Source organism: Vibrio sp. Vb0888 (assembly GCF_033338835.1).
In the GTDB taxonomy this organism is placed as follows: domain Bacteria; phylum Pseudomonadota; class Gammaproteobacteria; order Enterobacterales; family Vibrionaceae; genus Vibrio; species Vibrio alginolyticus.
In genome coordinates this window covers 1-25,112 of the sequence record NZ_JAWOTL010000001.1, presented here as the reverse complement: position 1 = coordinate 25,112, position 25,112 = coordinate 1, and the positions used below count along the sequence as shown (strand labels likewise).

The window sequence follows — 25,112 nt, the reverse complement described above, 5'->3', positions numbered from 1 at the left end:
CATTGTACGTTTCGTACAGCCTGAGTGACTCGCCTTTCTTTATTGCACTATTACTACAGCAAGAAATCGTCATCAATCGCGACAAAATTGTCGGCACAATCAATCAGAGTTTGGGATGTTAGCTTAGGTACACCATAAACGGTCACCGTGTTATTGAAGCGCTGCTGAATTCTCTCTACTAGCAGACTAAAGTCTCCATCTCCCGAAACTAGAATCACTTCCTCAACTTCGGGAGCAATTTCAATTGCATCGAGAGTAATACCCACATCCCAATCGCCTTTCGAGCTACCATCACGACGCTGGATGTAGGGTTTAAGCATCACCTCAAAGCCAACACCCCGAAGAATATGGTGGAACTGACGTTGCTTGGGATCATTGCTCGCAATAGCATAAGCACGAGCACTTACCACCTCTTTCCCTTGTGTGGCAACATACCAAAACTGGTTGTAATCAAAATTGCTTCGATACGCTTCGCGACAGGTGTAATACACATTCTGTACATCAACCAAAATGGCGATTTTTTGTTTGCTTTCCGAACTCATCTATTTCTACGCTCAATTTATTTGCTGCCTACCCTATGCCAGTTTTGGAAAAAGCACAATGAGCCAATTCCACTAAACTTAACGTATAAAAAGTTATTTGGGTTTCTAGGGGAACTGTCATGGGCGGAAAGTTACTAGTGATACTGCTTTCTTGTATCTTGTCATCGACAGCATTTGGTTATCCAGCGCACTCCAAATACTGGCCACATAGAAGTGTGCTCTACTTTGCGCCAGAAAATGATGAATACGTCAAACAATTCTTGCTAGAAACACTTATGAATGAGTGTGAGTTGGAAGACAGAGATGTCGTCACGCTGGTCATTACAGAACAAGGTTATACTTTTCCTGCTTGGCTTAAAGAAGAGTTCGACCTAAAAATGCTAGCTCGTCTTTATGAGGTCGAAAAAGGTTCTCATACCGCTATTTTGCTTGGTAAAGATGGTCTAGAAAAGCACCGTTGGGGCGCAGAAACAGACTGGCCGTTTATCAACAACCTCATTGATCAAATGCCTATGCGTAAGCAAGAAATGCAGAGGCAACAAAGCCCCTGTAAAATATAGTCACTTCTGAGCAGTATTACTTTGCGAACCAATCCAACTTGTTGTGAAGTTGAGTCACGCTGCCAACCACAATCAATGCAGGGCTCACGGCTTGCTCTGCCATGATCGATAGCTCGTTCAACTTTCCTTGGAACACGCGCTGCTCTGGGCGCGTACCGTTTTCAATAATGGCGCATGATATCTCAGGATCTAACCCGTGAGTGACCAGCTTATCCATAATATGGCCGCTTTGCTTCAAACCCATATAGAACACAAGTGTGTTGTTGGATTGCGCTAGTGAATGCCATTCAATCTCACGACCATCTTTTTGTACATGACCAGTGATAAATTGAACGCTTTGTGCATGGTCGCGGTGTGTTAATGGAATACCAGCATAAGCCGTCGCGCCCGCCGCCGCCGTAATACCCGGAACCACTTCGTATTTGATGCCAAATTCGGCTAGCTCTTCTAGCTCTTCACCACCACGGCCAAATATAAATGAGTCACCGCCCTTCAGACGTACAACACGCTTACCTTCTTGCGCTTTCTGCACCAAGATTTGATTGATTTGATCTTGAGGCACGCAGTGAAAGTCCAATTTTTTGCCAACGTAAATCATCTCTGCTGATGCATGAGCCAATTCAAGAATATCTTTCGACACCAATCGGTCGTACACCACAACTTCAGCCGCTTGAATGGCTTTTAAGCCTTTTACTGTGAGCAAATCAGGATCACCTGGACCTGCACCAACAAGAGAAACTAAGCCGCTGTTTAAAGATGAGTGAGCAGTAGTCATATCAACGCCTATCGAAAAATTTAGATATAAAGAGTAACACTCGCGTTATGCACTTAGGGCTAAAACCACTCTAAGGAGTTATTACTTTTTATAGCTAAACCAATAAAATATGTCGCGAAAGTGAAAGTTAAAAATTGAAATCCAAGTTAGAGAACAGTCCCGCCCATCCAGAAGCGGGACCATATTAAGCGAATTACCCGTTAATGGTTATTTAGCCATTGCAGGTTGTGCTTTTACTTCTTCTTCAGCATTGATAGAAGGCGCAGTTTTAGCGTGAGTTAGGTACAGTGGAATACAAGTCATTACTAGACCACCAACAATGTTACCTAGGATGGTTGGGATAAGGTTGAAGTTCAACCAAGTCGCGATACCAAAATCCGCACCTAGAATCATACCTAGTGGGAATAGGAACATGTTTACTACTGTGTGCTCGAATACTAGTGCGAAGAAGATGAAGATTGGGAACCACATCATTGCTACGCGACCAGACACTGAACGTGCAGTCATGTTACCGATAACGCCTAGACATACCATTAGGTTACAGAAGATGCCACGTACGAAACACGTGATCCATCCGTCCATACCCATGTTTTCAAAACCAAGGCTACGCGCGGTAGAAACAGCCACAAATTTCTTCGCTACTGCGTTCAGTTCTAGAGAGAAGTTACCTGTTAGTGAGATAGCCACTAGGTAAGCAACGATTAGAGAACCGATAAGGTTACCCAAGCCCACAAGACCCCAACAACGGAAGATACGACCCCAAGTGATACCAGGACGGTTTGCAAACTTAGCCAGAGGCGCTAGACCAAAAACACCGGTTACTAGGTCATACCCCATCACACTTAGAATCACGAAACCAACGGGGAAAACAAGTGCTCCTACAAGACCGATACCCGTTTGTACAATCGCGGTAATAGCAACCACCACCGCAAGCGAAAGAATAACGCCAGCCATCGTACCGCGAAGCAGAAGGTCTCGCGTGCTTGTATTAGTTTTCGCTTCACCAACATTGATCATGGTTTGCACGAATTCTGCAGGCTTAAAATCAGTAGACATGAATGTGTCCTTATCCAAAATTGAAAGTTAAAAAGTTAAAGATTGAATAGAGAAAGGCTTCCCGTTGACACCTGAACGCTATCTACAACACCTCGCTTCCCTGTTCCCCTGAGTTGATGCTTGGAAAGCCTTTGTCTATTAAATCTAGGTTTCAGTTCATTCCCTCCCCCTAAGAGGAGGGAATGAAAACCAAGCTTACGCAGAGATTTCTACTTCGCCGTTGGTTACGCGGATTTTGTACGCTTTCACGCTAAAACGCTCGTCTTCCATGCACGCACCTGTTGTCAGGTTAAAGCGTTGCTTCTTAAGTGGGCTAGCCACCCAAAGCTCGCCTTGGTGCTCACAGATCAAACCGCGAGAAAGCACGTTTGATTGGAAGAACGGGTCTGTGTTGCTGATCGCCAGCACTTCTTCTGCTTGTGTTGGGCGGAATACCGCAACTTGCTGACCATCAACCAGTGCACAAACACCCGTGCCCGGTACGATGTCGCTGATTTGGCAAATCTTTTCAAATGACATAATCAACCTTCCCTTATGCTTCAGTGATCGCTACGTGTAGGATGTCGCCTTTCGCTTCAGGATGTTTTTCCGTGAAGGTTGCTGGGCGGTGCTGTTCACGCTCTTGTACAAACACAACGTTGTCATCGCGCTTGTCAGAGTTGATGAAGTGCGCGAAACGAGTCAGTTGTGATTCGTCGTTGATGGTCGCAGTCCACTCACACTCGTACTCGTCTACAAGCTTCGCTACGTCTGCCTCTAGTTGAGCGTTGATACCAAGCTTGTCGTTAACAATCACTTCGCGTAGGTAGTCAACGCCACCTTCCATGTTTTCCATCCAAACTGATGTGCGTTGTAGTGGCGCAGCAGTACGGATGTAGAACATCATGAAGCGGTCGATGTACTTGATTAGTGTTTCTTTATCTAGGTCACTTGCAAGTAGGTCTGCGTGACGAGGCTTCATACCACCGTTACCACATACGTACATGTTCCAACCTGCATCAGTCGCGATAATGCCAAGGTCTTTACCTTGTGCTTCCGCACACTCACGAGTACAACCAGAAACACCGAACTTCATCTTATGAGGGGTACGAATGCCTTTGTAACGGTTCTCGATGTAAGAACCCAGACCAACAGAATCTTGAACGCCGTAACGACACCAAGTTGAGCCCACACATGTCTTCGCCATACGAAGGGCTTTTGCGTACGCTTGACCTGTTTCGAAACCAGCGTCGATAAGCTTGCGCCAAATCTCTGGAAGATCGTCTTTTTGAGCACCAAACAGACCAATACGTTGAGCGCCGGTGACTTTGGTGTATAGGTTGTACTCTGCAGCAACGTTCGCTAGTGCACCCAGTGCTTGAGGTGTTACTTCACCACCCGCCATACGTGGGATAACAGAGTAAGTACCGTCTTTTTGGATGTTACCTAGGAAGTTATCGTTCGTGTCGTGCAGCTTAACCAGTTGTGGCTTAAGAATGTGCTCACCCCAGCAAGAAGCCAAGATAGAACCAGCCAGTGGTTTACAAACTTCACAGCCGTAACCTTTACCGTATTTCTCTAGAAGCTCATCAAACGTTTTGATCTCTTCAATACGGATTAGGTGGAACAGCTCTTGGCGTGAGTATGCAAAGTGCTCACACACGTCGTTCTTCACTTCGATACCAGATTTAGCAAGCTCAGCATTTAGAACAGACGTCACTAGAGGAATACAACCACCACAGCCTGTACCTGCGCCAGTCACTGCTTTGATGTCGCCCAATGTGTGGTGACCATCAGCAACCGCTTGTGCGATCTTGCCTTTGGTTACGTCGAAACAAGAACAGATCACTGCGCTTTCTGGTAGAGCATCTGCACCTAGTGCTGGTTTCTCAGCGCCTGCGTGTGCAGGAAGGATCAACGCATCTGGGTGTTCTGGTAGGTCGATTTCGTTCAGCATAAGTTGAAGCAGGTCGCCGTAGTCAGACGTATCGCCAACCATAACCGCGCCAAGCAGTTTCTTGTTGTCTTTAGAAACGATAAGACGTTTGTAAACTTCTTGCTCTTCGTTTTGATAAACGTAGCTCTTACAGCCTTCAGTACGACCGTTCGCGTCACCAATTGAACCTACTTTTACACCTAGAAGTTTCAGCTTCGCAGACATATCAGCGCCTTCGAATTTGCTTTCTGTGTTACCTAGTAGGTGATCAACGGCAACTGTCGCCATCTTGTAGCCAGGAGCAACAAGGCCGTAGAACATTTCGTTCCAAGACGCACACTCACCGATAGCGTAGATGTTCTCATCAGAAGTCTGACAATGGTCGTTGATAGCAACACCGCCACGAGGTGCCACTTCCAGCTCCATTTGGCGTGCTAGTTTGTCTTGTGGACGAATACCTGCAGAGAATACGATGAAGTCTGTTTCTAGCTCTGAACCGTCAGCAAAACGCATAACATTGCGTGCATTTGTGCCTTCTGGCGCAATCTCAAGCGTATTTTTGCTGGTGTGAACGTTCACGCCCATACGCTCGATCTTTTGACGAAGTTGGTTACCACCAGCAAGGTCAAGTTGTTCAGCCATTAGTTTTGGCGCGAACTCAACAACGTGCGTTTCTACACCCAGTGCTTTCAGTGCGCCTGCTGCTTCAAGGCCTAGCAGACCACCACCGACAACAACGCCTGATTTGCTCTTCTTCGCACACGCTTCGATCGCTTTAAGATCTTCAATAGTACGGTAAACAAAACAGTCTTTGCTTTCGTGACCTTTGATAGGTGGAACAAATGGGAATGAGCCAGTAGCAAGAATCAGCTTGTCGTATTGAACTTCACGGCCAGTGCTTGAGTAAACAATGCGGTTTTCACGGTTGATGTTAATCGCGCGTTCGCCGATCAGCATGTTAATACCGTGTTTCTCGTAGAAGCCTTCTTTTACTAAAGAAAGTTCATCTGCAGTATGGTGAGAAAAGTAAGAGGAAAGGTGCACACGGTCGTATGCGACACGAGGTTCTTCACAGAAAACCGTAATGTCTATATTAGACATATCAGCTTTCTCGACTAAGTCTTCAATATAACGGTGCCCTACCATACCGTTACCGATGACTACTAGCTTCAACTTGCTCATTATAATTCCTAAGGGTTAGGTTCTTATCACTGAGCTCATTGTTAATTGTGAAAGAAAATTAATACATGATGTAAATCAATTACAATTTCAAACTACCCTAAAGGGGTAGATGAACGTATTTATCTGACTATTGCGAAATAAAAAGTAATTTATTAACGGATATTGGTAGTTTTAACAAACTGAGATAACCGAAGCCATGCTAGCAACGGACTATACCGTTTTGCTTTATGAAGTAAGGCTGACCATCGAAACCGAGCACACCTACGATAAATCCTGCTTTGCTTCTAAACGACGCACTCACTTGACTTCACCGTTTCAAGGTGATCAGAGAACAATATCTGAAGTGATTGAAAGATTTAGAAAAATCAAGCTTCACAACAAAAATTTTTTACTAGCTAAGTCGCACTATAAAGACTAAAATCAGGTTTAGTTCATATGGAATAGCGTCCATATGATTGATACCGTAATTGACATATAGAGTGCCGTCCCATTTTTGTGAGGCGGCCTTTTATTTGGGAGTCATAAAATGTCAGAAAACAATTCTATCTACATCTCAAGCTTAGATATGAACCGAATCACGGCCTTGTTGGATAAAATGCCAAACATCGCAGCGGAGCTTGTGGAATTAGAAGCAGAGCTCGACCGAGCAACAGTTCTTGAGCCAGAACAAATGCCAGATAACGTGGTCACGATGAACTCGACTGTAGAGTTTAAATTTTCAGGTGAAGATAGAACCATGACAAAGACACTGGTTTACCCTTCTGAACTGAAAAGCAGTGATGATATCTCTATTTTCGCGCCCGTAGGCAGTGCACTGATCGGTTTGTCTGTCGGCCAAAAACTTGAATGGCCAATGCCAAATAATCAAGTGAAGACAATTGAAATTGTCGATATCACCTACCAGCCTGAGCGTTGTGGTGCACTAAACCGCTAACCCTCAGTAGTCCCGGTGCAAAGGCCTCCATTTAAGACTTTGCACCAGGAGAGCCCCTCGCTTACCCCCTATTTCCTTCTTTGTTTTCCAAGCATTTACTTTGCAGCTCTTAAGTAACATCACCGATTCTTTATTATTTACCGCATATTCAATACTTATATCTCCAAGCTCAATCATAGAAATTGCAAAGTATTTTTCGTATATTGTCGCTCCGAAAACGACGTAAATTATGCGCAAAATGGAAGAATATCTAACTCGAATTGCCTGCTTAGAAAAAGAAAATGAAGAGCTGAAGCGGAAGAATGCGCGACTACAAGAAAAGTTGAATGCTGCACTCGACAGTAATGGACTGTGTTTGTGGGAGCAGCATATTCCTTCAGGTACTTTGACGATATTCAATATGCAGTGGGGCAAAATGCTAGGTTATCAGCCCCATGAGTTAACCGCGACGGTTGAAACGTGGAAAAACAATCTCCACCCTGAAGATTACGATCTTGCGGTGGGTGCATTTGAAGATCACCTAGCAGGCAAGACCGACCTTTATGAGGTAGTGCATCGCATGATTCATAAAGACGGCAGTGATAGCTGGGTCTACGATCGAGGGCGCATCGTCGAGTATGGTTCTGATGGCGAACCACTACGGATGATGGGTACTCATATCGATATTTCAAAAGAAAAGCGTTATGAGCAGCAACTGGCCAAGTTGGCTTCGAGTGATCCATTGACTGGATTGTTAAATAGAAAAGCAATTGAGGAAAACTTTAATCATCAACCTCAAACCGAACCGTCTCAGCAGTCTGCTTTAGTGTTTGTTGATATAGATAATTTTAAAGCAGTTAACGACCAGCTAGGCCATCATACTGGCGACACCCTCCTCATCAATATCGCCAATAGCTTAACAGAGCTTGCGTCAAGCAAGTCTCAAGTTGGACGCATAGGAGGCGATGAATTTGTTATCTTAAACTGGCATTCAAGTCGAGAGGAAATATCCCAACTTTGCAATCAACTCTTAGATTCAATCATTCCAGCGATGAATCAAGACTTACATAAAGTAACGATAGGAATGAGTATCGGTGTTTGTCTCTTTAACAAAGGAAAGCAACCGTTTAATGAAGTGTATCAAAAAGCCGATCACGCAATGTATGAGATAAAGAAAAATGGCAAAAATGGAGTACAATTTTTCAACTTAAAAAGTTGATATCTCTCCATAAATCATCATGTTATGAAATCAGTCATTTGCTACAACTTGAACTAACTCAAGATAAATTCTTTATATCTAAGCCAGTTACCGAAATTACCCCTAGGTACTCATAAATTTGGCACGATACAAATAAATCCCCTCCTCTCCTAGCATCAACCCAATAAGCAACTACACTCATTTAACTGATAGATTAATTACTACTATTATGAAGGGAGTTGTTTTTGATGGATACAAAACAGATTTCTACAGTTATCATAATTTTAGTTCTTTCTGCATTAGTAGTTGCTTATTTAAAGTTAACAACGGTATCAAATGCTATCCACAAACCTACAACAATCGGTATATCTAAGACGCCTCTGTCAGCCCCTTTTATCATTGCAGAGCACATAGGTGCGTTTGAAGAAAACGATTTAAACGTCGAACTTATCATGTGCTTTGGAGGGGTCGAATGTTCAAACCTACTTCTAGAAAACCATGTTAATTACGCCACTTTTTCTGAAAGCGTACTGATGTTTAAAAGCTTTGAATACAAAGATTTAGCATTAATCACTTCTTTTGCATCTTCTACGAATGATATTAAGCTGCTAACTAAAAAGCGGTCTGGCATAGAAAGTATAGATAAATTACCAGGAAAAAAGGTTGGTGTAATAAAAAAGAGCGCTAGCGAATATTACTTAGACTTGTTGCTACAGGTAAATGACATTGATTTAGAAAAAGTAGAAAAAATATCATCAACAACGCAGGTTATTATAAATCATTTAATGCAAGGAAACGTCGATGCAATATCTACTTGGGAGCCATACGGATTTATGGCCAAGAATAGAATAAATGAAGAAGTAAAGAACATAGGAATTATTGGCGTGTATAAACTTTACTTTTTGCTTGTATCAAAAGAAATACACATTGAAAAATCAGATCAAGAAGTAATGAAAATAATAAAGTCACTTCATCACTCAATTAACTGGATGGATAAAAACCCTCATTTAACAATGAAAATACTATCACAAAAACTTAACACAACAGTTGAAGAAATATCTTGGAGTTGGGATGATTATAACTTTCGATTAAATTTAACGAATTCTTTATTATTTACATTACAATCAGAAGCTAATTGGGCATTAAAACAAAACTATGTAGAAGGACAGATTCCAAATTACAGAAAAATATTTAAAGAAAACTATATCAATTCATATTTTGATGGTCTAGATTAAAATGCATCGTTCGTTAAACCACTATTTAGCATCACTATTCAGTCTAAGCGTAATACTATGTATCAGCGTTATAGTATACATAAGCTTCATAAAAATAGAAGATTATAAAGCCAAGAAACAATTAAACCAAATAATGGACATACAAATATCATTAGAGTCATTAAGTAGTTATCTTTGGGCTTACACTCAAAATAGGGGAAAAAACAATTTCACACAATTCATGATTTCTCATAACAAATTAAACGAATTATTATCTCAAAATGAAGATGTTTTATACCTTACTAAAGACCTAAAAAAAATGAATCTCGAGCTGTATTTTTTAGTTCAATACGAAAATAATCATTTACTAGACAAAGATCGCCATTATGATTCAGTCGTAAATTATAATAAATCAAATCCTGTCATACAATCCAGAATAAACATTGTATCCCAGGATATGAATAATGAAATAATATATATTTATAAAAAAATACTTAATAATAAGTCTACAAAACTACAAAATTTAAATTATTACACTCAAGCAGGTATTATTTTTATCTCTCTGGTTGTTATGCTATTGTGCTTTTATATAAAAATAAAGTTCAAGAGAAGCTTTCAAAGGTTTATAAATGGAATAAAACAATTAAGCAGGTCAAATTTTGACTATAAAATCCCTTCAGAAAATCAATTCACGGAATTTGAAAATCTGTCTTGTTACTTCAATAAAATGGCGGCATTGTTAAACCACACAACAATATCAAAATCAAAACTTAAAGAAGAAGTAGAGAATCAAACTTCAGTTCTAAATCGTCAAAAAGAAAGTTTGGTATTTTTGTCTGAGCACGACTCCTTAACTAATATCTACAATCGTCGAGCAATAGAAAAACATTTGATCCAGCTTACGCGTAATTTCAGAGGCAGTGAGAATAGTTTTAGTTTGTTTTTTATAGATTTAAATTTATTTAAGGATATTAACGATAGCCATGGCCATGAGGCAGGTGATGCAGTGTTAAAATCTGTAGCTAGTAGATTATCAAGTATTATCGACGAATCAGACATGGTAGGCCGCTTTGGTGGAGATGAATTTATTATTATTCATCGTTCACACACAACAGGTACGTCTCTGTCTGCATGTGCACTACGTTATATCCAAGAAATAGAAAAAGTAATTCATTTTAAAGGTAAAGAGTTATGCGTCGGAGCTAGCATTGGTATTGCACTCTATCCTGAGCATGGGTCGAATGTACATGAATTATTAACAGCCGCAGACAAGTCTATGTATCAGTCAAAACGTTCTAAAGCTAGCTCGTTCACTATTGTCGACAACAGCAGTTCGCTGTTAAAGAGGCCTATGTTTTAATCTAAAGTAGCTGTGGAAACGTTCTACGTGCGAATATTCAACGACATCGACCACTGTGGCCACTTACAGTAATAAAGCCGCTTTTATCACATAGCAAAAGCTAAACGCCCTCCAGGCATTGAAGAAAAATAATCCATTGTGAATGGTTAATCCTCCCCTTTTAAACGTCAACTTTCACCACCATATGATAGTTAAGATTCATTAACAGGCTATAACTATCCAATGTCTTTTCCTCGTTTATCTGTTCTGGATTTGGCACCCGTGTCCGACGGAACAAACTTCACCGAAACGTTCGAACGCTCCGTTGAATTAGCTCAATCAATCGAGTCCTGGGGCTATCATCGGTTTTGGATGGCTGAACACCATAACATGCCCGATATCGCCAGTGCCGCAACCAGTGTATTACTCAGTCATATTGGAGCGCACACGAACTCGATCCGTTTAGGTTCAGGTGGAATCATGTTACCTAACCATGCCCCACTAGTAATTGCAGAGCAATTCGGAACGTTAGAGGCATTATACCCTGGTCGTATTGACCTCGGATTAGGACGCGCACCAGGCACCGACTACCAAACAATGCATGCATTAAGGCGGGAACCAGAGCATATGGATCCTGACTTTGAAGAGCTGTTGGAGGAACTTAATTTCTTTCTTGGTCCCGTATCTCGAAATCAACCAGTCGCGGCTTATCCAGGTAACAACACATCTCTGCCGATTTGGCTTCTGGGGTCGAGTACATACAGTGCACGTTTAGCAGCTAAGAGAGGCTTACCTTTCGCATTCGCTGCACACTTTGCTCCAGATGCAATGTCTCGTGCTCTAAACTTTTATCGAGATGAGTTTGTCCCATCCGAGCATTTAGCTCAACCCTATGTGATGATTTGTGCCAACGTTATCGTAGCGGATACTCAGTCACATGCAGATTTTCTCGCGACAACAGAGAAGCAAAAATTCTTAAAAATGATTCGCGGCAATCGCGAAAAACTTCGCGCACCAGTGAAAAGTATGGCACCACTATGGTCAGCACAGGAAAAGCTTCACGTTGAAACTCAATTACGTGAATCTATCCATGGTGATCAAACATATGTAAGACAGAAAATTGAGAAACTTTTGGAACGCACTGGGGCAGATGAAATTATGGTAAACACGATGGTGTTTGAACAATCTGAGAAGTTGAGATCCTACAGGTTACTATCGGAACTCATGGACAAGTAAAAGAATGGAGGCGCCTCCCGGAGTCGAACCGAGGTCCACGGATTTGCAATCCGCTGCATAGCCACTCTGCCAAGGCGCCTTTCTGATTTTTTATCTCTGTCACCAAAGATTTTGATGGTGCCCCGGGCCGGACTTGAACCGGCACAGCGCGAACGCCGAGGGATTTTAAATCCCTTGTGTCTACCAATTCCACCACCAGGGCAACGCAATCATGCGATGGGTTAGACACCATCTATCTCGCGACCTTTGCCGTGAGAACGAGGCGTACTTTAACGGATTAATTTATCTGGTCAACAAAAAATTAGTCTTTTTTATTCAAATGGTTAAAAAGACGACTCCAACGAACAAAGGGTGATCATTTTGCTTATTTGATCATCAATGCGCTTTGCTTTCGTGCCTTTTAACCTTCTCATTTTATATCAATGAAGAGCCAACAAATCGCGCAAGTTAACAGTATGGGTATAAACTTAACGTGTATTTCAGAGAACAAAATAGCGCTCATCATGTTTCGAAAATCATCATTTCACTTACCCTTACATGCCGACTCCGAACTCGACTTCGTAGTGCCCTACTTCTTCCTTAGTGAATTTGATTATGGACGCTCTCTGGAGCTGGGAGTCATCCAAGACTTAGATCCTGAATATACACATCAATATCGCGTCACACTGAGGCGCATACGCTCACTATGCTTACTACTTCGCGAACTGATCCCTCCTTTTGAACAGCGTATTTTGAAACCTCATTTAAAAATAATGATGAAGAAAACAAATAAGCTGCGTGATTTGGACGTATTTATCTTGGGCAAAAACCAATACATTGAAATGATCCCAAACCACAAATCGTCTCTTGAGCAGCTTTTTGGCTTTATCGAAGCCGAACGTGCTTACGAACAGGCAAAAGTTACGCGTTGGCTAGCTACAGAAGAATACACAACGCACTGCACTTTGGTCAGGAATAGTCTGCTGCGAAGTACGCAACACGAACGAGTGGATAGCAACGTACCTGCGTTACTCTTCGCAAGCCAAAAAATCTCCGATCAATTTAAAAAAGTTGATAAAGCACGACGCAAAATCTCGGACAAAAGTCGTGACAGCGTGATTCATTCGATGCGGATAAAGTGCAAAGCGCTTCGTTATTTGTTAGAAGGATTTTCCACGCTCTATCCTTCCCAACAGCACAAAAACAACGTGAAACAACTAAAACTATTGCAAGACAAGCTCGGTGACTTTAACGACACTTCAAGTCAAATTGAATTTTTCGCACAACTCAAAGAAACAGCAAATCTCAATAAACAAGATCGTAAGGCTTTGAAAAAGCTAATTAACGTGCTTAGCGAACATCATGAACTCTCTCGCCAAACCATCTTGACGCATTTAAGCCAGTTTGAGTCTTTCATTCGCGATTCCAATACACAAAATCTCTACCGACCCTAAATCAAGGTTCACGTATTCTTAATATTCATTAATTACAGTCAATCGTTGGGCTCCACTAAGAAAGATAACGTGAAACCATTAAAACGATACCAATACGAGCGCTATGCGGTGCTTTGTAATCTCGCCTACCCTCGCGTCTTCAGACAAACTCAATATGGATTCGATCCTAATGGGCAACGAGTCATTAGAAATGAACACGGTAAGATTATGATTCGCGTGCTCTGGAGTAAAAAACAGAGTGAAGTGGTCGTAGTGATTAAAGGCTCACACAGTATCAGTGATTGGTTGTTGAACTTCGCGATGTGGACGAGAAGCTGTCGAAGGTTGGGACTAAACTATCGCATTCACGCGGGTTTCTATCATCTGTTGTTCCAAGAAAGTTTACCGAGCCGGAATGAAGATCGGTTAGGGTTGACCGTGATCGAACGCCTCGAAGGTATCGTTGTACCACTTATTCTCAGGGGAAAAAGAATCACTATTACTGGCCACTCTTCAGGTGGCGCGATTGGCAGTGTTTTTGCTGACTATATTGAGAAAAAATACCCCAAAAGCATTAAACGCGTGGTCACTTTCGGACAGCCCGCTGTCGGAGATTGGACGTTTAAGAAACGCTACCGTTTGGGGCACAAAACATACAGGATTTGTTGCGACATCGACATCGTGACCTTTATGCCGCCCGTACCTTTTTTGTATTGGCATGTAGGCAAAATGCTATGGTTATATAACGGGAGAATATACGAGAACACCCCAACGCTCATACGGCTTGGGCGCTCCTTATTTAGTTGGTTAATGCGACCGTTCTCTTATCACTTTATGAGTAAATACATTCGCGACAAAGACTTTTTTGATGAACGCTGAGTTAAACATCCGAAAGGTATGACGTACAGACACCAAAAAGCCGGACTTCGCCGGCTTTACGATTAAGTGGTGATCTACAGAGAGGCGATTTCTTTTTCAAGTTGATATTTGTTATCTGTGACAATTCGCTCTAACACTTCAACACGTCGCTTCAAGTCACCAATTTGCTTGTTAAGGTTATCTTGTTCTTCTCGGCTCATCGTATTACGTTCAGATATCTCCAACGCTCTTACTTCTTTACGATGGTTCAAGATTAACTTTATTATCCCGCCCCCAAATATGGCACCGAACACAATAGCCACAACCAATACATCAGCAATAGATTCCATTCTTTATCTTCCTCTAGATTATGCTCAACTATAAGTTACTCATTTGTCGAATGAATATCAAATAACACATTGATTCATTGAAGAGTTTTATCAAGAATTGCCTACTCTGTATCAAAATCACAGGAATGGATTATTCAACGCCAACCCAAACCGAGACAGATCCGCCGTTTACTGGGAACTCAGCCCAACCATTCGCATCAGTCCAAATGTCTTCAGTTCGGATACCCAACTTGTCTACGTAGCGAGCACTTGGTTTACCCGTATACATCCACTTCGAGCCGCCAGGTCCATCACTCATGATCACGGCCATTGAATGTGGATGCTTTGCATCACCTTCTCGAGTCCAACCAATTACGTCCCAGTGGTCGAGATAAGAATGTTGTTTGCCATAGGCATAATCTTTACGCAGTGTTACTAGCTCTTTAATGTAAGGCACTTTGACCATATTGATGTCATGCCATTTATCACTGTACTGCGCGCCGTAGTAATCTGCATAAAACACGGATGGATAACCTTCTTCACGCAATAAGATAAATGCGTAAGCGAGCGGCTTGAACCACCAATCAACGGTTGATTCCAACGCCTGCAAAGGCTGAGTGTCATGGTTTTCTACTAAGGTAACCGCTTTGACTGGATTGTCCTTCATCAGCGTACCATCCATGATTTGACGCATATCGTAGCTACCACCCGATTTAGACGCATTATAAAAGTTCATATGTAACGGTGCATCAAACAAAGACATGCTGCCAGAGGTTTTGGTGATAAAGTTATGCAGCTGATTCACATCGTAGTTCCAGTACTCTCCGACCGTGAATAGTTCTTTCCCTGTTTTCCAACGTAGGTGATCAATCCATTCTTGCAGGTATTGATATTTGATGTGCTTCACCGCGTCCATTCTAAACCCATCAACACCAGTCATGTTGATATACCACTCACCCCAGTCTTTAAGTTCTTTCTTAACTTCAGGGTGATCCATGTCTAGATCAGCGTACATAAGGTAATCGTAGTTGCCTTTTTCCGAGCTCACTTCCCAATCCCATGCCTTACCCTCACCTTTGAATTTGAAGATAGCTTTTTCTTCGCCAGCATCGTCCCAGTCCACGCCATCAAAGTGGTACCACGTCCAATGAAAGTTTGAGTACTTATCGTTGCGCCCAGGGAAATCAAACTCTACCCACGCTTCAATCCATTTATCACCAAGTTCAATATTTCGGTTGTTCCAATCGACTCGCTTGGTGTCGACCCAGGATTTACCATCCGCACCGCCGCGATGGTTGAACACCACATCGCCATAAATCTGGATATTGTTTTTATGGGCAGTATTGATGGCGCTTAGGTACTGATCTTTGGTGCCATACTTGGTGCGCACCGAACCTTTTTGATCAAACTCTCCCAAATCATACATATCATAAACGCCATAACCGACGTCGTTGCTACCACCAGCACCTTTATAGGCGGGCGGTAACCATAACGCAGTAAAGCCGTTGTCAGATAGTGCCGAAGCGTTGTTTTCAACTTGTGTCCAGAGTGCACCGTCATTTGGCACATACCAATGGAAATACTGCATCATGGTGCCATTTTGTGCCGCCATTACAGGCGAACTGAGCAGCAAAGTTAAGGGTAAAAGTGTAGGTTTAAGGTTGAATGTTTTCATTATTTTTCTCTCACGTTAAGGACTAGAATCCTCCTTTCTGCATATACGCACCAAGCGATACTAACTATGACGCTAGCTAGGTTGCTGCCTGTAATACAAAAAGTTCGGATTACAATCGAAGAGAAACTATCACCAATCACACTATACAATTATTGAGTTGTCTAACATTTATAAAATCAATGATTAGCACGTTAAAAATATTGAATGGTGATCAAAACATGGGAGACTTTAGGAAAGCGCGAAGGGTTACGAAAAGGTGGACTAAAAACGAAAAACGCCAGTCATTTAAGACTGGCTTTCGAAATAGTGGAGGCGCCTCCCGGAGTCGAACCGAGGTCCACGGATTTGCAATCCGCTGCATAGCCACTCTGCCAAGGCGCCTTTCTGATTTTTTATCTCTGTCACCAAAGATTTTGATGGTGCCCCGGGCCGGACTTGAACCGGCACAGCGCGAACGCCGAGGGATTTTAAATCCCTTGTGTCTACCAATTCCACCACCAGGGCAACGCAATCATGCGATGGGTTAGACACCATCTGTCTCAGCGACCTTTGCCGTGAGAACGAGGCGTACTTTAACGGATTAATTTATCTGGTCAACAATAAATTTTATCTTTTTGATTTAAGTGCTTAAAAAGCGATCTGCCTAGTATATTTGGCATTCAATTAGACCAATAAGCACCCGTTCCCTTTCATTAGCTATAAAGTCATACGCATACTAGTGCCCGAAACTGCTTCGAGGTAAACACGCGACTATCAGCTATGAACGCTGATCTTTTCACCGCTGTAACATCTGTAACAATTTGATTCCCTACTCTTGGCACGACTGCGTACAGAACATCATATTTTGTTACCGATAACTTTATATCGAATGTGGTCGTACCTTTATAAAATCATTGACTTTTTTTATTTTCAAACAAAGCTCAATTCATTATCGAAAATATCAATAAATAATGGTACGTTACACGAGTTGCAGTAATTTAATGGACATATATCACATATAAGGATGTGGTTTACTTTGGCGACACAACATAAGAAAAACAAGGTATATCACTAATGTCTATCAAGAATCTTTCTATAGCGAAAAAGATATCGCTATCGTTTTTACTCATTGCCATCGTCAACATTGCATTTGGCGTATTTTTATCTACAGAGCTCAAAAGCATCAAATCTGAGCTTTTAAACTATACCGACGATACGCTTCCTGCAATGGAAAGGGTCGATTCGATTCGAGATCACTTGTCTCGCTGGCGCCGAGCTCAATTTGCTGCGTACACTTATGAAGACGCAGATCAAGTCAAAACTAAAATTTCTAACAATATTAGAGAACGCGAAAAGATCACTAGAGAGCTCAACGCTTACGGTGAAACTATCTGGCCTGGCGAAGAGCAGCAAACTTACCAGCGTCTTATGCGTCAGTGGAAAAAGTACTTGGTTACTATGGACCAGTACAATGAAGCGATGCTAGCTAACGACAAAAGCAAGGCCCACCCTATTTTGGCGAACTCTTTGTCTGCTTTCGAAGCGGTTGACTCAGAGTTAGGCGAACTAATCCGTCTCCTTAAAGAAGCTATGGACAGCAACAAAACTCATATCCTGTCCTCTGTAAATGGATTGAGTAATTCTTCAATTGCAAGTAACGTGATTATTCTACTGATCATGGTAGGCATGACATACGTGCTGACTCGCCTAATTTGTGGCCCACTTAAACTTGTTGTTGAGCAAGCAAATGCCATCGCAACAGGTGATCTATCAAGTGACATTGACCGTAAAGCAATCGGCAATGATGAGCTTGGTGAACTGGCAGACGCGACCACTAAGATGCAAGATGACTTACGCCAAGTTATCGATAACGTGATTGCTGCAGTTACTCAGTTAAGCAGCGCTGTCGAAGAGATGAACCAAATCTCCGATATTTCTGCGTCTGGTATGAAAGATCAACAGCTGCAAATTACGCACATCGCAACAGCAATGACAGAAATGAAAGCGGCCGTAGCCGATGTTGCTCGTAACACTGAAGACTCAGCGAACCAAGCTAACGAAGCAAACCGCCGCACACAACACGGTGTTCGTGAAACCCAAGGTATGGTTGACGCGATTCAAGAAGTTTCAAACGTAATTGGCGCTGCAGGCGATACCGTAGCTGAGCTTGAACAGCAATCGAATAAAATTAACGTGATCGTGGATGTTATCCGCGACATCGCCGATCAAACCAACCTACTTGCACTTAATGCAGCCATTGAAGCGGCGCGTGCTGGTGAGTCTGGTCGTGGCTTTGCCGTCGTTGCAGACGAAGTTCGAACTCTTGCCGGCCGTACGCAAGATTCAACGAGTGAAATCACTTCGATCATTGAGCAGCTACAATCACTTGCAAAAGACGCAAAATCAGCCACTGAACTTTCTAGAACCAGTATTTCAGAATGTGCAGAACAAGGCATTCAATCAAAACAGCTGATGAGCGACATTGAGCATTCGATTTCGGACATCTCAGACATGGGTACCCAAATCGCCACGGCTTGTAACCAGCAAGACTCTGTTGCGGAAGAGCTTAACCGCAGCATTGAAAACATACATTTGGCATCTCAAGAGGTCTCGCAAGGTTCGGAGCAAACCGCACAGGCGTGCCGCGAACTAAGCCAGCTATCCATTTCTCTTAAAGATGTAATGAGCCGCTTTAAACTGAGTTAAACTCAGTGGATACCTTAGTAGATATCAAATCAATCCCGATTTGCTTAAATTGAATGTCATCACTTAGGTATATTTAGGTATATATTAAATCACTATCTTAATAAACGCTCCAAAGCACCACTTGGAGCGTTTTACTTCGTCAGGTACTTTCCCCAAGTACTCAATAACATAACCAATACAAAAAACGCGTACGGAGACTTTATGCGCTTAAATAAAACCTTACTATCACTGACTATCGCTGCTGCAGTCGCGGTTCCTGTAATGCAAGCCACTGCCGCTCCTCTTCAAATTAGCAATACAGCAGCAAAAGCAGAGCAAGTTCAAGGTGCTAACGCTTGGCTAGAAATAAACTTAGGTCAGTTCCGCGATAATATTGAGCAGTTTAAATCGCACATGGATGGCAAAACGAAAATCTGCGCCGTGATGAAAGCCGACGCATACGGCAATGGTATCGCAGGCCTGATGCCGACTATTATCGAGCAACAAATTCCTTGCGTTGCCGTTGCAAGTAACGCCGAAGCACAAACTGTTCGCGACAGTGGCTTTAAAGGCCAACTTATGCGTGTACGCTCAGCGGATATTGGCGAGATTGAAGCCGTAATCGACCTAAATGTCGAAGAGTTGATAGGCACAGCAGAGCAAGCTAAAGCACTGTCTAAACTAGCCGAGAAAGCTGGTAAAGAAATCAAAGTTCACCTTGCTCTGAACGACGGTGGTATGGGACGTAATGGTGTTGATATGACGACAGAAGCGGGCAAGAAAGAAGCGCTAGAAATCGCTCAACAAGCTGGCGTTAATATTGTTGGTATCATGACTCATTTCCCTAACTACAATGCAGACGACGTGCGCCAAAAGTTAGCTTCATTCAAAGACAGTTCTGCATGGCTGATTAAAGAAGCGAATCTAAAACGCGACAACATTTTACTGCACGTAGCAAACTCTTACACCGCGCTTAATGTTCCTGAGGCGCAGCTTGATATGGTTCGTCCTGGTGGCGTTTTATACGGAGACTTACCAACTAACCCTGAGTACCCTTCTATCGTGTCTTTCAAAACACGCGTGGCATCCGTTCACCACCTGCCAAAAAATAGCACAGTCGGTTACGACAGCAGCTACACAACAAGCAAAGAAAGCTTAATGGCGAACATTCCTGTTGGTTACTCTGATGGTTATCCACGAAAAATGGGGAATACGGCAGAAGTTCTGATCAATGGCCAACGTGCAAAAGTTGCGGGCGTTGCTTCAATGAACACCACAATGGTAGATGTTACAGGTATCAAAGATGTTGAGCCTGGTTCTGAAGTTGTTTTGTTTGGCTCCCAACAAGGCAAAACGATTTCAGCTGCTGAGATGGAAAAACACGCAGAAGTCATCTTCCCTGAACTATACACGGTTTGGGGAAGCGCGAACCCTCGTGTCTACGTAAAATAAACCTATTCAGTTATTCGTAACAGAGCGAAAAAGCGAGCCTCGTGCTCGCTTTCTTTCTTATTTACTAATCTGTACTAGCTCGTGATGTTATCAATTAAACAGAGCTTACTATTTCTGTTGTTTTATTCTCCTTTAGCACTACCAAGCGCGACTCTCTACACTCTGTTTCTTAAAGCCGCTTGGATGGCTCAATTTTATATAGCACTTAGAGTTTGAAAGCCCCTCCAATTGATGTTAAACATGAAGTTTACAAAAGAATAACAAACACACTCGTATGGCACTGCCCCTTTGCCTGCTAGCTAGGTATCTCTATGACAGAAAATACTCAACATCTTCAACGCTCCTCCACTGAGTTGCACGAATTTAATCGGCTTGACGTCTGGAACGGCTTCACCCAACTTTTACCCCTCTCTATGTTCGTGGTCATATTTGGCCTCGCTTTCGGTGTTGCTGCGGTACAGACTGGACTAGATGTATTTCCCACTATGTTGATGAGCACACTGGTCTTCGCCGGTGCTTCACAATTTGCCACGTTAGAAATGTGGGGAGCGGAAGTCCCTTTCATTCCAGTACTTATTACTGTATTTGCGATTAATGCTCGTCACCTCTTGATGGGAGCCACACTTTATCCATGGTTACGACAACTCCCACCAACAAAACGTTACGGTGTAATGCTGGTAGCATCAGACGCTAACTGGGCAATGGCACTCAATGCATTTGGTAGAAAAGAACCAGGCTTTGGCTTGCTTGTTGGTGGCGGCTTAGCGATGTGGTCTTTTTGGATTGTGGGCACCTGGATCGGCATTTATTTTGGTAGCGCAATCAAAGATCCGGTGGGCCTCGGGCTCGATATGGTTATGGGATGCTTCCTGCTGTCTATGGTGGTGGCCGGGCCGAAAGACTTAAGAATCTTTGCGATTTGGGCCATAGCAGCAGCCTCTTCTATGTTGGCGTATTGGTATTTGCCAGAGAATAGCCACGTAGTGGTTGGCGCCATTACTGGCGGAGTATTGGGTGCTTGTTGGAAGGAGAAGAAAGCATGAACATCGAAACAACCATAGGTGGCACACTGCTTATCATCATCGCTATGGCGTTAGTCACGCTCATAACCCGCTGGGGCGGAGTGTATGTTATGTCATTCATTCCAATTAGCGAACGGGTTCAACGTTTCATTACTGCGATGTCAGGCTCCGTACTGGTTGCCCTTTTAGCTCCGCTAGCAGTAGAGGGTGATAATGGTGCTAGAGCAGCACTGTTTTCTACTGCTGTTGTCATGTTCATCGTGAAAAAGCCTCTACCAGCAATTGCAGCAGGCATCATCGCCGCCGCCGCGGTACGTGCTCTTTAGTCGCTGTTTCAACGCCGATACCAGTCATCAATAAAAGACCCAAAACACAAAGCCCTGATGTCACAAGTGTCATCAGGGCTTATCTTATGCTCATCATTTGAACGATGAACAACGATTATTAATCATAGTGAGACAGCACATTACGCACAGCAGTTACAATTGCGCTTATATTTGTCCATTTTACCAATACCAGGGTTAAAGGTATTGGTTGGGTCTAATTCGTGGTAAAACTTCTGCAACGAGTTTTCGGCTTCATACAAGTGACCCACATTATGTTCTGCTGGGTATTTGGCACCACGGCTATTGAGGTGCTCTAGCATCAGCTTTTTCATCAACTTCGTGTCAGTCCCTTTTTTGAAAATGTAATCTTGATGGAAGACGTAACACATAAAGTGACCATAATAGAGCGCTTGAACAAGGTTCTTACTCACCTCTTCAGGCAAAGTTTCTAGCCACTCTTCATCATTGCGTCGCAATGCGATATCAAGTGCAACGATGTCTTCTACGTCTTTTCGATGAATCGTCTCGTACCGAATTGCTGCACCAGCGGCTGCAAAGCGATGTAAATAAGCTTTTTTACCTTCTTCCGGCGTACACTCGAAGAAATCACAGTCGTCTTCAACAGCCCAAACTTCTTTGAGGTATTTTTGTGCTTCAGCAATACCACCATCACTCATTTTCAATACCAGGTGATGCTCATACTTGTCACGGAAATCCAGCATTCGCTCTGGTAAATGTTGTGGGAACAACTTGCTCGCGTAGTACAAAATGGTGTCTGGCAGATATTTACTGACAAACGGGATGCGCTCTAAGAAGTTTTCTACCTTAGCTTTAAGTGCGAACATTTTTGGCAGCTTATCTGTGCCTAACAAGTCGATGGATAAGAACACATCCTTGCCGTACTTCTCTGCCATGTTGAAGATATCTCGATGCAAGTATTCTCCCATCTCAGGCAAGTTATCAAACGTAGATAAGAAGTCTTTTCGCAACTTCGTTAGTTTCGCAGGGTCATTGGTGCCAAGGTAAAAAACCTGCTCTTTTTCGGGTACTGGGTAGCTGTCAACCCGAACGGCAAAAACCCCCAACTTACCAGCGCAGCCACTGGCTTCAAATAATCGGCGTTCATCGGCATTAAAGCGAGAAGGAATGTCAGAAGTCACGTCTCGAACACGTTCATCGTATTCTTTGTCTGATGCCATTCGCTCATCATGAATGATCTTCGCTGGGTCAAAGTTCCCTTCTTGCAGGTTTGTTAGAATTTCTTCTGGCGTTTCACCTAACCCTTCAATACCAAGGTGGTTCACCAAATGTAACTGGCCTTGCTTATCGACCTGCGCGTAGAGCGCCAGTTCCGTATAAGCAGGACCACGCTTAACTAGCGCACCGCCTGAGTTATTGGCGATACCACCGACCACAGTGGCACCTAGCGATGAAGAGCCGATGATAGAATGCGGTGCTCGGTTCACTGCCTTCAACTCTTTCTCCAAAGAGTGTAAGCTCGCACCAGGCAAGCAAACCGCCTGCTTACCACCATCTAATAAGTGAATCTTCTTGATTTTGGTAATATTGATCACAACCACATCGCGATCATAATCATTACCACTCGGAGCTGAGCCCTCTGTTAAACCTGTTTTAGCCGCCTGCATGATAATGATGCAGTTTGCTTCAACACACTGTTTAATAATCTTCCATTGTTCTAGAAGAGTGTTAGGAAACACGATAGCAAGCGCATTACCACTACCCGAACGAAACCCCGAGCGGTAATATTTCGTTTTAACCTCGTCGGTTAGAACATTTTCTTCCCCCACGATGGTTTTAAATTCTTCAATCAGCTGCTTTTGTTTCATATCCGTATCTCTAGTTATTGTACTTCGCTCACAACACCGCTTAGCGGCAGGCATGGCGTTTGAGCCACTATAAGCAGTCCATTTCTCTGCGTCTATGTCAGGCGGACGAACAATACGTAATCAATAAACAACAAACAAAATAATTCTTTATTTTTCTGTTACTTATCTTTCACATTTGAGAAATTTAACGTAAGAAACAGACCGTTTCTTAAAAGAAACAATAGCAAAACCATTTGTTAACAGTTGTGCGGGGTATCTTGTTATCAATATTAGTGAAGAAAACGAGGAGAAGCGTAAGCTCCTAAATTTAAGAGGACTCTTAGAAATGAAGATGGAAACATAAGCTCAACACCAACATAACGATCGGTGTTGAGTTATTGGCTTAAAATCGATGGTTTTGACTTTGAAAGCTTGTGTATAGATGATCGATAAAGATCTTAATTTTTTCTGGTTGCTGACGAGTGTAAGGGTACACCGCATAAATACCCAAACATTTGGCTGTTTCGTCTTTAAATAACTGAATCAGACTGCCTTGCTTTAAGTCTTCATAAACCAATACACGCGGCACATAGATGATTCCCTGCCCTAACAGCGCCACATTTCTCAATACAGAAGAATTGTTAGTACAGAGGTTACCGTCGACGGTGATTTGATATACCTCGTCTCCATCTTTAAACGCCCACTCATGCGCTCCGGTTTCTTGGTAGGAATAGACTAAACAATTGTGTTTAGCCAAGGCTTGAGGTTGTTTAGGTATGCCATGTTTAGCTAGGTATTGGGGTGACGCGCAAATGATCCAATTTGCATCCACCAGCTTTCTTGCAATCAGACTAGAATCTGGCAACACACCCGTTCTAATTGCCAAATCAAAACGTTCATTCACGATATCGACGAAACGATTATCTAGATCCATATCGATATTGATGTCTGGGTATTTCTGATTAAATTCATTAATCACTTGAGGAAGAATTAATTCACCAGAGATAGTAGGCACCGAAATTTTAATGTTTCCAGATAAGTTTTTACCTAAACCCACAATGGATTCTTCCGCCGTTGCCACCGCTTGATAAACCGCTTTTGCATGAGTAAAAAACGCTCGTCCTGCTTCAGTCAACGTTAGCGTTCGCGTTGTTCGGTAGAGAAGCTGTACACCAAGCTCTTGTTCAAGCTTGGCAATCCGTTTACTGACGACCGATTTGGTCAGTGACATATGTCTCGCGGCAGCACTGAATGAACCTTGCTCGATCAAGTGATAAAAAATGATGTAATCGTCGGTATTTCTCATGCGTCTTCGTCAAATCCTTTGGAAGCCCGTATTGTAAACTGAAATTGGCTGAGGTGCGAAACATCGGGTCACACTTAATATCAGAAACTCGTGACAGAGATGGGGTTGCTAAGCTCACAGGTAATGAAAAAGAGATGGTGTGAATTTATCAGTCTTCAGATACAAAAAAACCAGCTTTCGCTGGTTTTAAGTTGATGCACTTGGCATCGAGATACCGCCATGGCCATATCTGAATAATTTGGAGCGACACACGAGGTTCGAACTCGTGACCTCAACCTTGGCAAGGTTGCGCTCTACCAACTGAGCTAGTGT

Annotated in this window: 21 protein-coding genes and 4 tRNA genes; 12 read left to right on the top strand and 13 right to left on the bottom strand. The window is 42.8% G+C overall.

The genetic code is table 11. The annotated features are described in order from the left end of the window. Window positions 1-53 precede the first annotated feature (53 nt). Window positions 54-542, bottom strand: a complete 489-nt coding sequence (locus tag R7P72_RS00125) for an NYN domain-containing protein (protein WP_005376059.1) — start codon at window positions 540-542, stop codon at window positions 54-56. Between the two features lie 119 nt (window positions 543-661). On the opposite strand from R7P72_RS00125, the gene R7P72_RS00120 reads away from it, so the two are divergent. Beyond that, window positions 662-1,102: a DUF4174 domain-containing protein gene (locus R7P72_RS00120; RefSeq protein WP_005376058.1), complete on the top strand. Its 441-nt coding sequence runs from the start codon at window positions 662-664 to the stop codon at window positions 1,100-1,102. Between the two features lie 16 nt (window positions 1,103-1,118). On the opposite strand, the gene cobA is transcribed toward R7P72_RS00120, so the two are convergent. The 4 genes from cobA to nirB all read right to left on the bottom strand — a co-directional run bounded on the left by cobA (window position 1,119) and on the right by nirB (window position 6,030). Then, window positions 1,119-1,877 (bottom strand): uroporphyrinogen-III C-methyltransferase, encoded by a 759-nt coding sequence (gene cobA / locus R7P72_RS00115; RefSeq protein WP_005376057.1) that lies wholly within the window; start codon window positions 1,875-1,877, stop codon window positions 1,119-1,121. A 207-nt stretch (window positions 1,878-2,084) separates the two neighbouring features. Continuing rightward, complete coding sequence (locus tag R7P72_RS00110; protein WP_005387971.1) at window positions 2,085-2,933, bottom strand: formate/nitrite transporter family protein; 849 nt, start codon at window positions 2,931-2,933, stop codon at window positions 2,085-2,087. A gap of 195 nt (window positions 2,934-3,128) precedes the next feature. After that, window positions 3,129-3,452, bottom strand: a complete 324-nt coding sequence (gene nirD, locus R7P72_RS00105; RefSeq protein ID WP_005376053.1) for a nitrite reductase small subunit NirD — start codon at window positions 3,450-3,452, stop codon at window positions 3,129-3,131. A 13-nt stretch (window positions 3,453-3,465) separates the two neighbouring features. Further along, window positions 3,466-6,030 carry a nitrite reductase large subunit NirB gene (gene nirB / locus R7P72_RS00100; RefSeq protein ID WP_005376051.1) on the bottom strand — a complete coding sequence of 855 codons (2,565 nt, stop codon included), beginning with the start codon at window positions 6,028-6,030 and terminating at the stop codon, window positions 3,466-3,468. Window positions 6,031-6,556: 526 nt separating this feature from the next. On the opposite strand from nirB, the gene rnk reads away from it, so the two are divergent. From rnk to R7P72_RS00075, 5 genes are all read left to right on the top strand, one after another. Continuing rightward, on the top strand, window positions 6,557-6,964 hold the full coding sequence (gene rnk / locus R7P72_RS00095; protein ID WP_005376048.1) for a nucleoside diphosphate kinase regulator: 408 nt from the start codon (window positions 6,557-6,559) through the stop codon (window positions 6,962-6,964). Window positions 6,965-7,202: 238 nt separating this feature from the next. Next, window positions 7,203-8,162 carry a GGDEF domain-containing protein gene (locus R7P72_RS00090; RefSeq protein WP_031778912.1) on the top strand — a complete coding sequence of 320 codons (960 nt, stop codon included), beginning with the start codon at window positions 7,203-7,205 and terminating at the stop codon, window positions 8,160-8,162. Between the two features lie 227 nt (window positions 8,163-8,389). Beyond that, window positions 8,390-9,376, top strand: coding sequence for an ABC transporter substrate-binding protein (locus R7P72_RS00085; RefSeq protein ID WP_005376042.1), 987 nt, complete (start codon window positions 8,390-8,392; stop codon window positions 9,374-9,376). 133 nt (window positions 9,377-9,509) lie between these two features. Then, complete coding sequence (locus tag R7P72_RS00080; RefSeq protein WP_226977227.1) at window positions 9,510-10,715, top strand: GGDEF domain-containing protein; 1,206 nt, start codon at window positions 9,510-9,512, stop codon at window positions 10,713-10,715. Window positions 10,716-10,937: 222 nt separating this feature from the next. Next, window positions 10,938-11,930, top strand: coding sequence for an LLM class flavin-dependent oxidoreductase (locus R7P72_RS00075; protein ID WP_005376038.1), 993 nt, complete (start codon window positions 10,938-10,940; stop codon window positions 11,928-11,930). Window positions 11,931-11,935: 5 nt separating this feature from the next. On the opposite strand, the gene R7P72_RS00070 is transcribed toward R7P72_RS00075, so the two are convergent. After that, window positions 11,936-12,009 (bottom strand) — tRNA-Cys (locus tag R7P72_RS00070). Between the two features lie 36 nt (window positions 12,010-12,045). Continuing rightward, a tRNA-Leu gene (locus R7P72_RS00065) sits at window positions 12,046-12,132 on the bottom strand. Between the two features lie 301 nt (window positions 12,133-12,433). Between R7P72_RS00065 and R7P72_RS00060 the strand changes: the two genes are divergently transcribed. Both R7P72_RS00060 and R7P72_RS00055 read left to right on the top strand, forming a co-directional pair. Further along, window positions 12,434-13,363, top strand: a complete 930-nt coding sequence (locus tag R7P72_RS00060) for a CHAD domain-containing protein (RefSeq protein WP_054574471.1) — start codon at window positions 12,434-12,436, stop codon at window positions 13,361-13,363. A 69-nt stretch (window positions 13,364-13,432) separates the two neighbouring features. Continuing rightward, window positions 13,433-14,221: a lipase family protein gene (locus R7P72_RS00055; RefSeq protein WP_005375991.1), complete on the top strand. Its 789-nt coding sequence runs from the start codon at window positions 13,433-13,435 to the stop codon at window positions 14,219-14,221. Window positions 14,222-14,295: 74 nt separating this feature from the next. Here R7P72_RS00055 and R7P72_RS00050 read toward each other — a convergent pair whose 3' ends face one another. The 4 genes from R7P72_RS00050 to R7P72_RS00035 form a co-directional block, all read right to left on the bottom strand. Further along, entirely contained in the window at window positions 14,296-14,550 is a 255-nt protein-coding gene (locus R7P72_RS00050; protein WP_005375990.1) for a hypothetical protein, read from the bottom strand. A gap of 130 nt (window positions 14,551-14,680) precedes the next feature. Beyond that, entirely contained in the window at window positions 14,681-16,204 is a 1,524-nt protein-coding gene (amyS, locus tag R7P72_RS00045) for an alpha-amylase (protein ID WP_005375989.1), read from the bottom strand. 307 nt (window positions 16,205-16,511) lie between these two features. After that, a tRNA-Cys gene (locus R7P72_RS00040) sits at window positions 16,512-16,585 on the bottom strand. A 36-nt stretch (window positions 16,586-16,621) separates the two neighbouring features. Then, a tRNA-Leu gene (locus tag R7P72_RS00035) sits at window positions 16,622-16,708 on the bottom strand. A 549-nt stretch (window positions 16,709-17,257) separates the two neighbouring features. On the opposite strand from R7P72_RS00035, the gene R7P72_RS00030 reads away from it, so the two are divergent. The 4 genes from R7P72_RS00030 (at window position 17,258) to R7P72_RS00015 (ending at window position 21,668) form a co-directional block, all read left to right on the top strand. Next, the gene (locus R7P72_RS00030; protein ID WP_005375988.1) at window positions 17,258-18,889 is read left to right on the top strand and encodes a methyl-accepting chemotaxis protein; all 1,632 of its coding nucleotides are present in this window, start codon (window positions 17,258-17,260) and stop codon (window positions 18,887-18,889) included. A gap of 201 nt (window positions 18,890-19,090) precedes the next feature. Beyond that, window positions 19,091-20,320, top strand: coding sequence for an alanine racemase (alr, locus tag R7P72_RS00025; protein ID WP_005375987.1), 1,230 nt, complete (start codon window positions 19,091-19,093; stop codon window positions 20,318-20,320). 311 nt (window positions 20,321-20,631) lie between these two features. Continuing rightward, window positions 20,632-21,363: an AzlC family ABC transporter permease gene (locus R7P72_RS00020; RefSeq protein ID WP_005375986.1), complete on the top strand. Its 732-nt coding sequence runs from the start codon at window positions 20,632-20,634 to the stop codon at window positions 21,361-21,363. Next, complete coding sequence (locus R7P72_RS00015) at window positions 21,360-21,668, top strand: AzlD family protein (RefSeq protein WP_005375985.1); 309 nt, start codon at window positions 21,360-21,362, stop codon at window positions 21,666-21,668. Before R7P72_RS00020 ends, R7P72_RS00015 begins: the two co-directional genes overlap by 4 nt. Before the next feature lie 140 nt (window positions 21,669-21,808). Here R7P72_RS00015 and dld read toward each other — a convergent pair whose 3' ends face one another. Both dld and R7P72_RS00005 read right to left on the bottom strand, forming a co-directional pair. Then, window positions 21,809-23,515: a D-lactate dehydrogenase gene (dld, locus tag R7P72_RS00010; RefSeq protein ID WP_005375984.1), complete on the bottom strand. Its 1,707-nt coding sequence runs from the start codon at window positions 23,513-23,515 to the stop codon at window positions 21,809-21,811. A 382-nt stretch (window positions 23,516-23,897) separates the two neighbouring features. Then, window positions 23,898-24,800, bottom strand: coding sequence for a LysR family transcriptional regulator (locus R7P72_RS00005; RefSeq protein ID WP_017633645.1), 903 nt, complete (start codon window positions 24,798-24,800; stop codon window positions 23,898-23,900). Between the last annotated feature and the right edge of the window lie 312 nt (window positions 24,801-25,112).

What these genes read in the sequence shown, in the direction of transcription:
- R7P72_RS00125 (WP_005376059.1), bottom strand. Translation starts at nt 542, where the DNA reads ATGAGTTCGGAAAGCAAACAAAAAATCGCCATTTTGGTTGATGTACAG.
- R7P72_RS00120 (WP_005376058.1), top strand. Translation starts at nt 662, where the DNA reads ATGGGCGGAAAGTTACTAGTGATACTGCTTTCTTGTATCTTGTCATCG.
- cobA (WP_005376057.1), bottom strand. Translation starts at nt 1,877, where the DNA reads ATGACTACTGCTCACTCATCTTTAAACAGCGGCTTAGTTTCTCTTGTT.
- R7P72_RS00110 (WP_005387971.1), bottom strand. Translation starts at nt 2,933, where the DNA reads ATGTCTACTGATTTTAAGCCTGCAGAATTCGTGCAAACCATGATCAAT.
- nirD (WP_005376053.1), bottom strand. Translation starts at nt 3,452, where the DNA reads ATGTCATTTGAAAAGATTTGCCAAATCAGCGACATCGTACCGGGCACG.
- nirB (WP_005376051.1), bottom strand. Translation starts at nt 6,030, where the DNA reads ATGAGCAAGTTGAAGCTAGTAGTCATCGGTAACGGTATGGTAGGGCAC.
- rnk (WP_005376048.1), top strand. Translation starts at nt 6,557, where the DNA reads ATGTCAGAAAACAATTCTATCTACATCTCAAGCTTAGATATGAACCGA.
- R7P72_RS00090 (WP_031778912.1), top strand. Translation starts at nt 7,203, where the DNA reads ATGGAAGAATATCTAACTCGAATTGCCTGCTTAGAAAAAGAAAATGAA.
- R7P72_RS00085 (WP_005376042.1), top strand. Translation starts at nt 8,390, where the DNA reads ATGGATACAAAACAGATTTCTACAGTTATCATAATTTTAGTTCTTTCT.
- R7P72_RS00080 (WP_226977227.1), top strand. Translation starts at nt 9,510, where the DNA reads ATGGACATACAAATATCATTAGAGTCATTAAGTAGTTATCTTTGGGCT.
- R7P72_RS00075 (WP_005376038.1), top strand. Translation starts at nt 10,938, where the DNA reads ATGTCTTTTCCTCGTTTATCTGTTCTGGATTTGGCACCCGTGTCCGAC.
- R7P72_RS00060 (WP_054574471.1), top strand. Translation starts at nt 12,434, where the DNA reads ATGTTTCGAAAATCATCATTTCACTTACCCTTACATGCCGACTCCGAA.
- R7P72_RS00050 (WP_005375990.1), bottom strand. Translation starts at nt 14,550, where the DNA reads ATGGAATCTATTGCTGATGTATTGGTTGTGGCTATTGTGTTCGGTGCC.
- amyS (WP_005375989.1), bottom strand. Translation starts at nt 16,204, where the DNA reads ATGAAAACATTCAACCTTAAACCTACACTTTTACCCTTAACTTTGCTG.
- R7P72_RS00030 (WP_005375988.1), top strand. Translation starts at nt 17,258, where the DNA reads ATGTCTATCAAGAATCTTTCTATAGCGAAAAAGATATCGCTATCGTTT.
- alr (WP_005375987.1), top strand. Translation starts at nt 19,091, where the DNA reads ATGCGCTTAAATAAAACCTTACTATCACTGACTATCGCTGCTGCAGTC.
- R7P72_RS00020 (WP_005375986.1), top strand. Translation starts at nt 20,632, where the DNA reads ATGACAGAAAATACTCAACATCTTCAACGCTCCTCCACTGAGTTGCAC.
- R7P72_RS00015 (WP_005375985.1), top strand. Translation starts at nt 21,360, where the DNA reads ATGAACATCGAAACAACCATAGGTGGCACACTGCTTATCATCATCGCT.
- dld (WP_005375984.1), bottom strand. Translation starts at nt 23,515, where the DNA reads ATGAAACAAAAGCAGCTGATTGAAGAATTTAAAACCATCGTGGGGGAA.
- R7P72_RS00005 (WP_017633645.1), bottom strand. Translation starts at nt 24,800, where the DNA reads ATGAGAAATACCGACGATTACATCATTTTTTATCACTTGATCGAGCAA.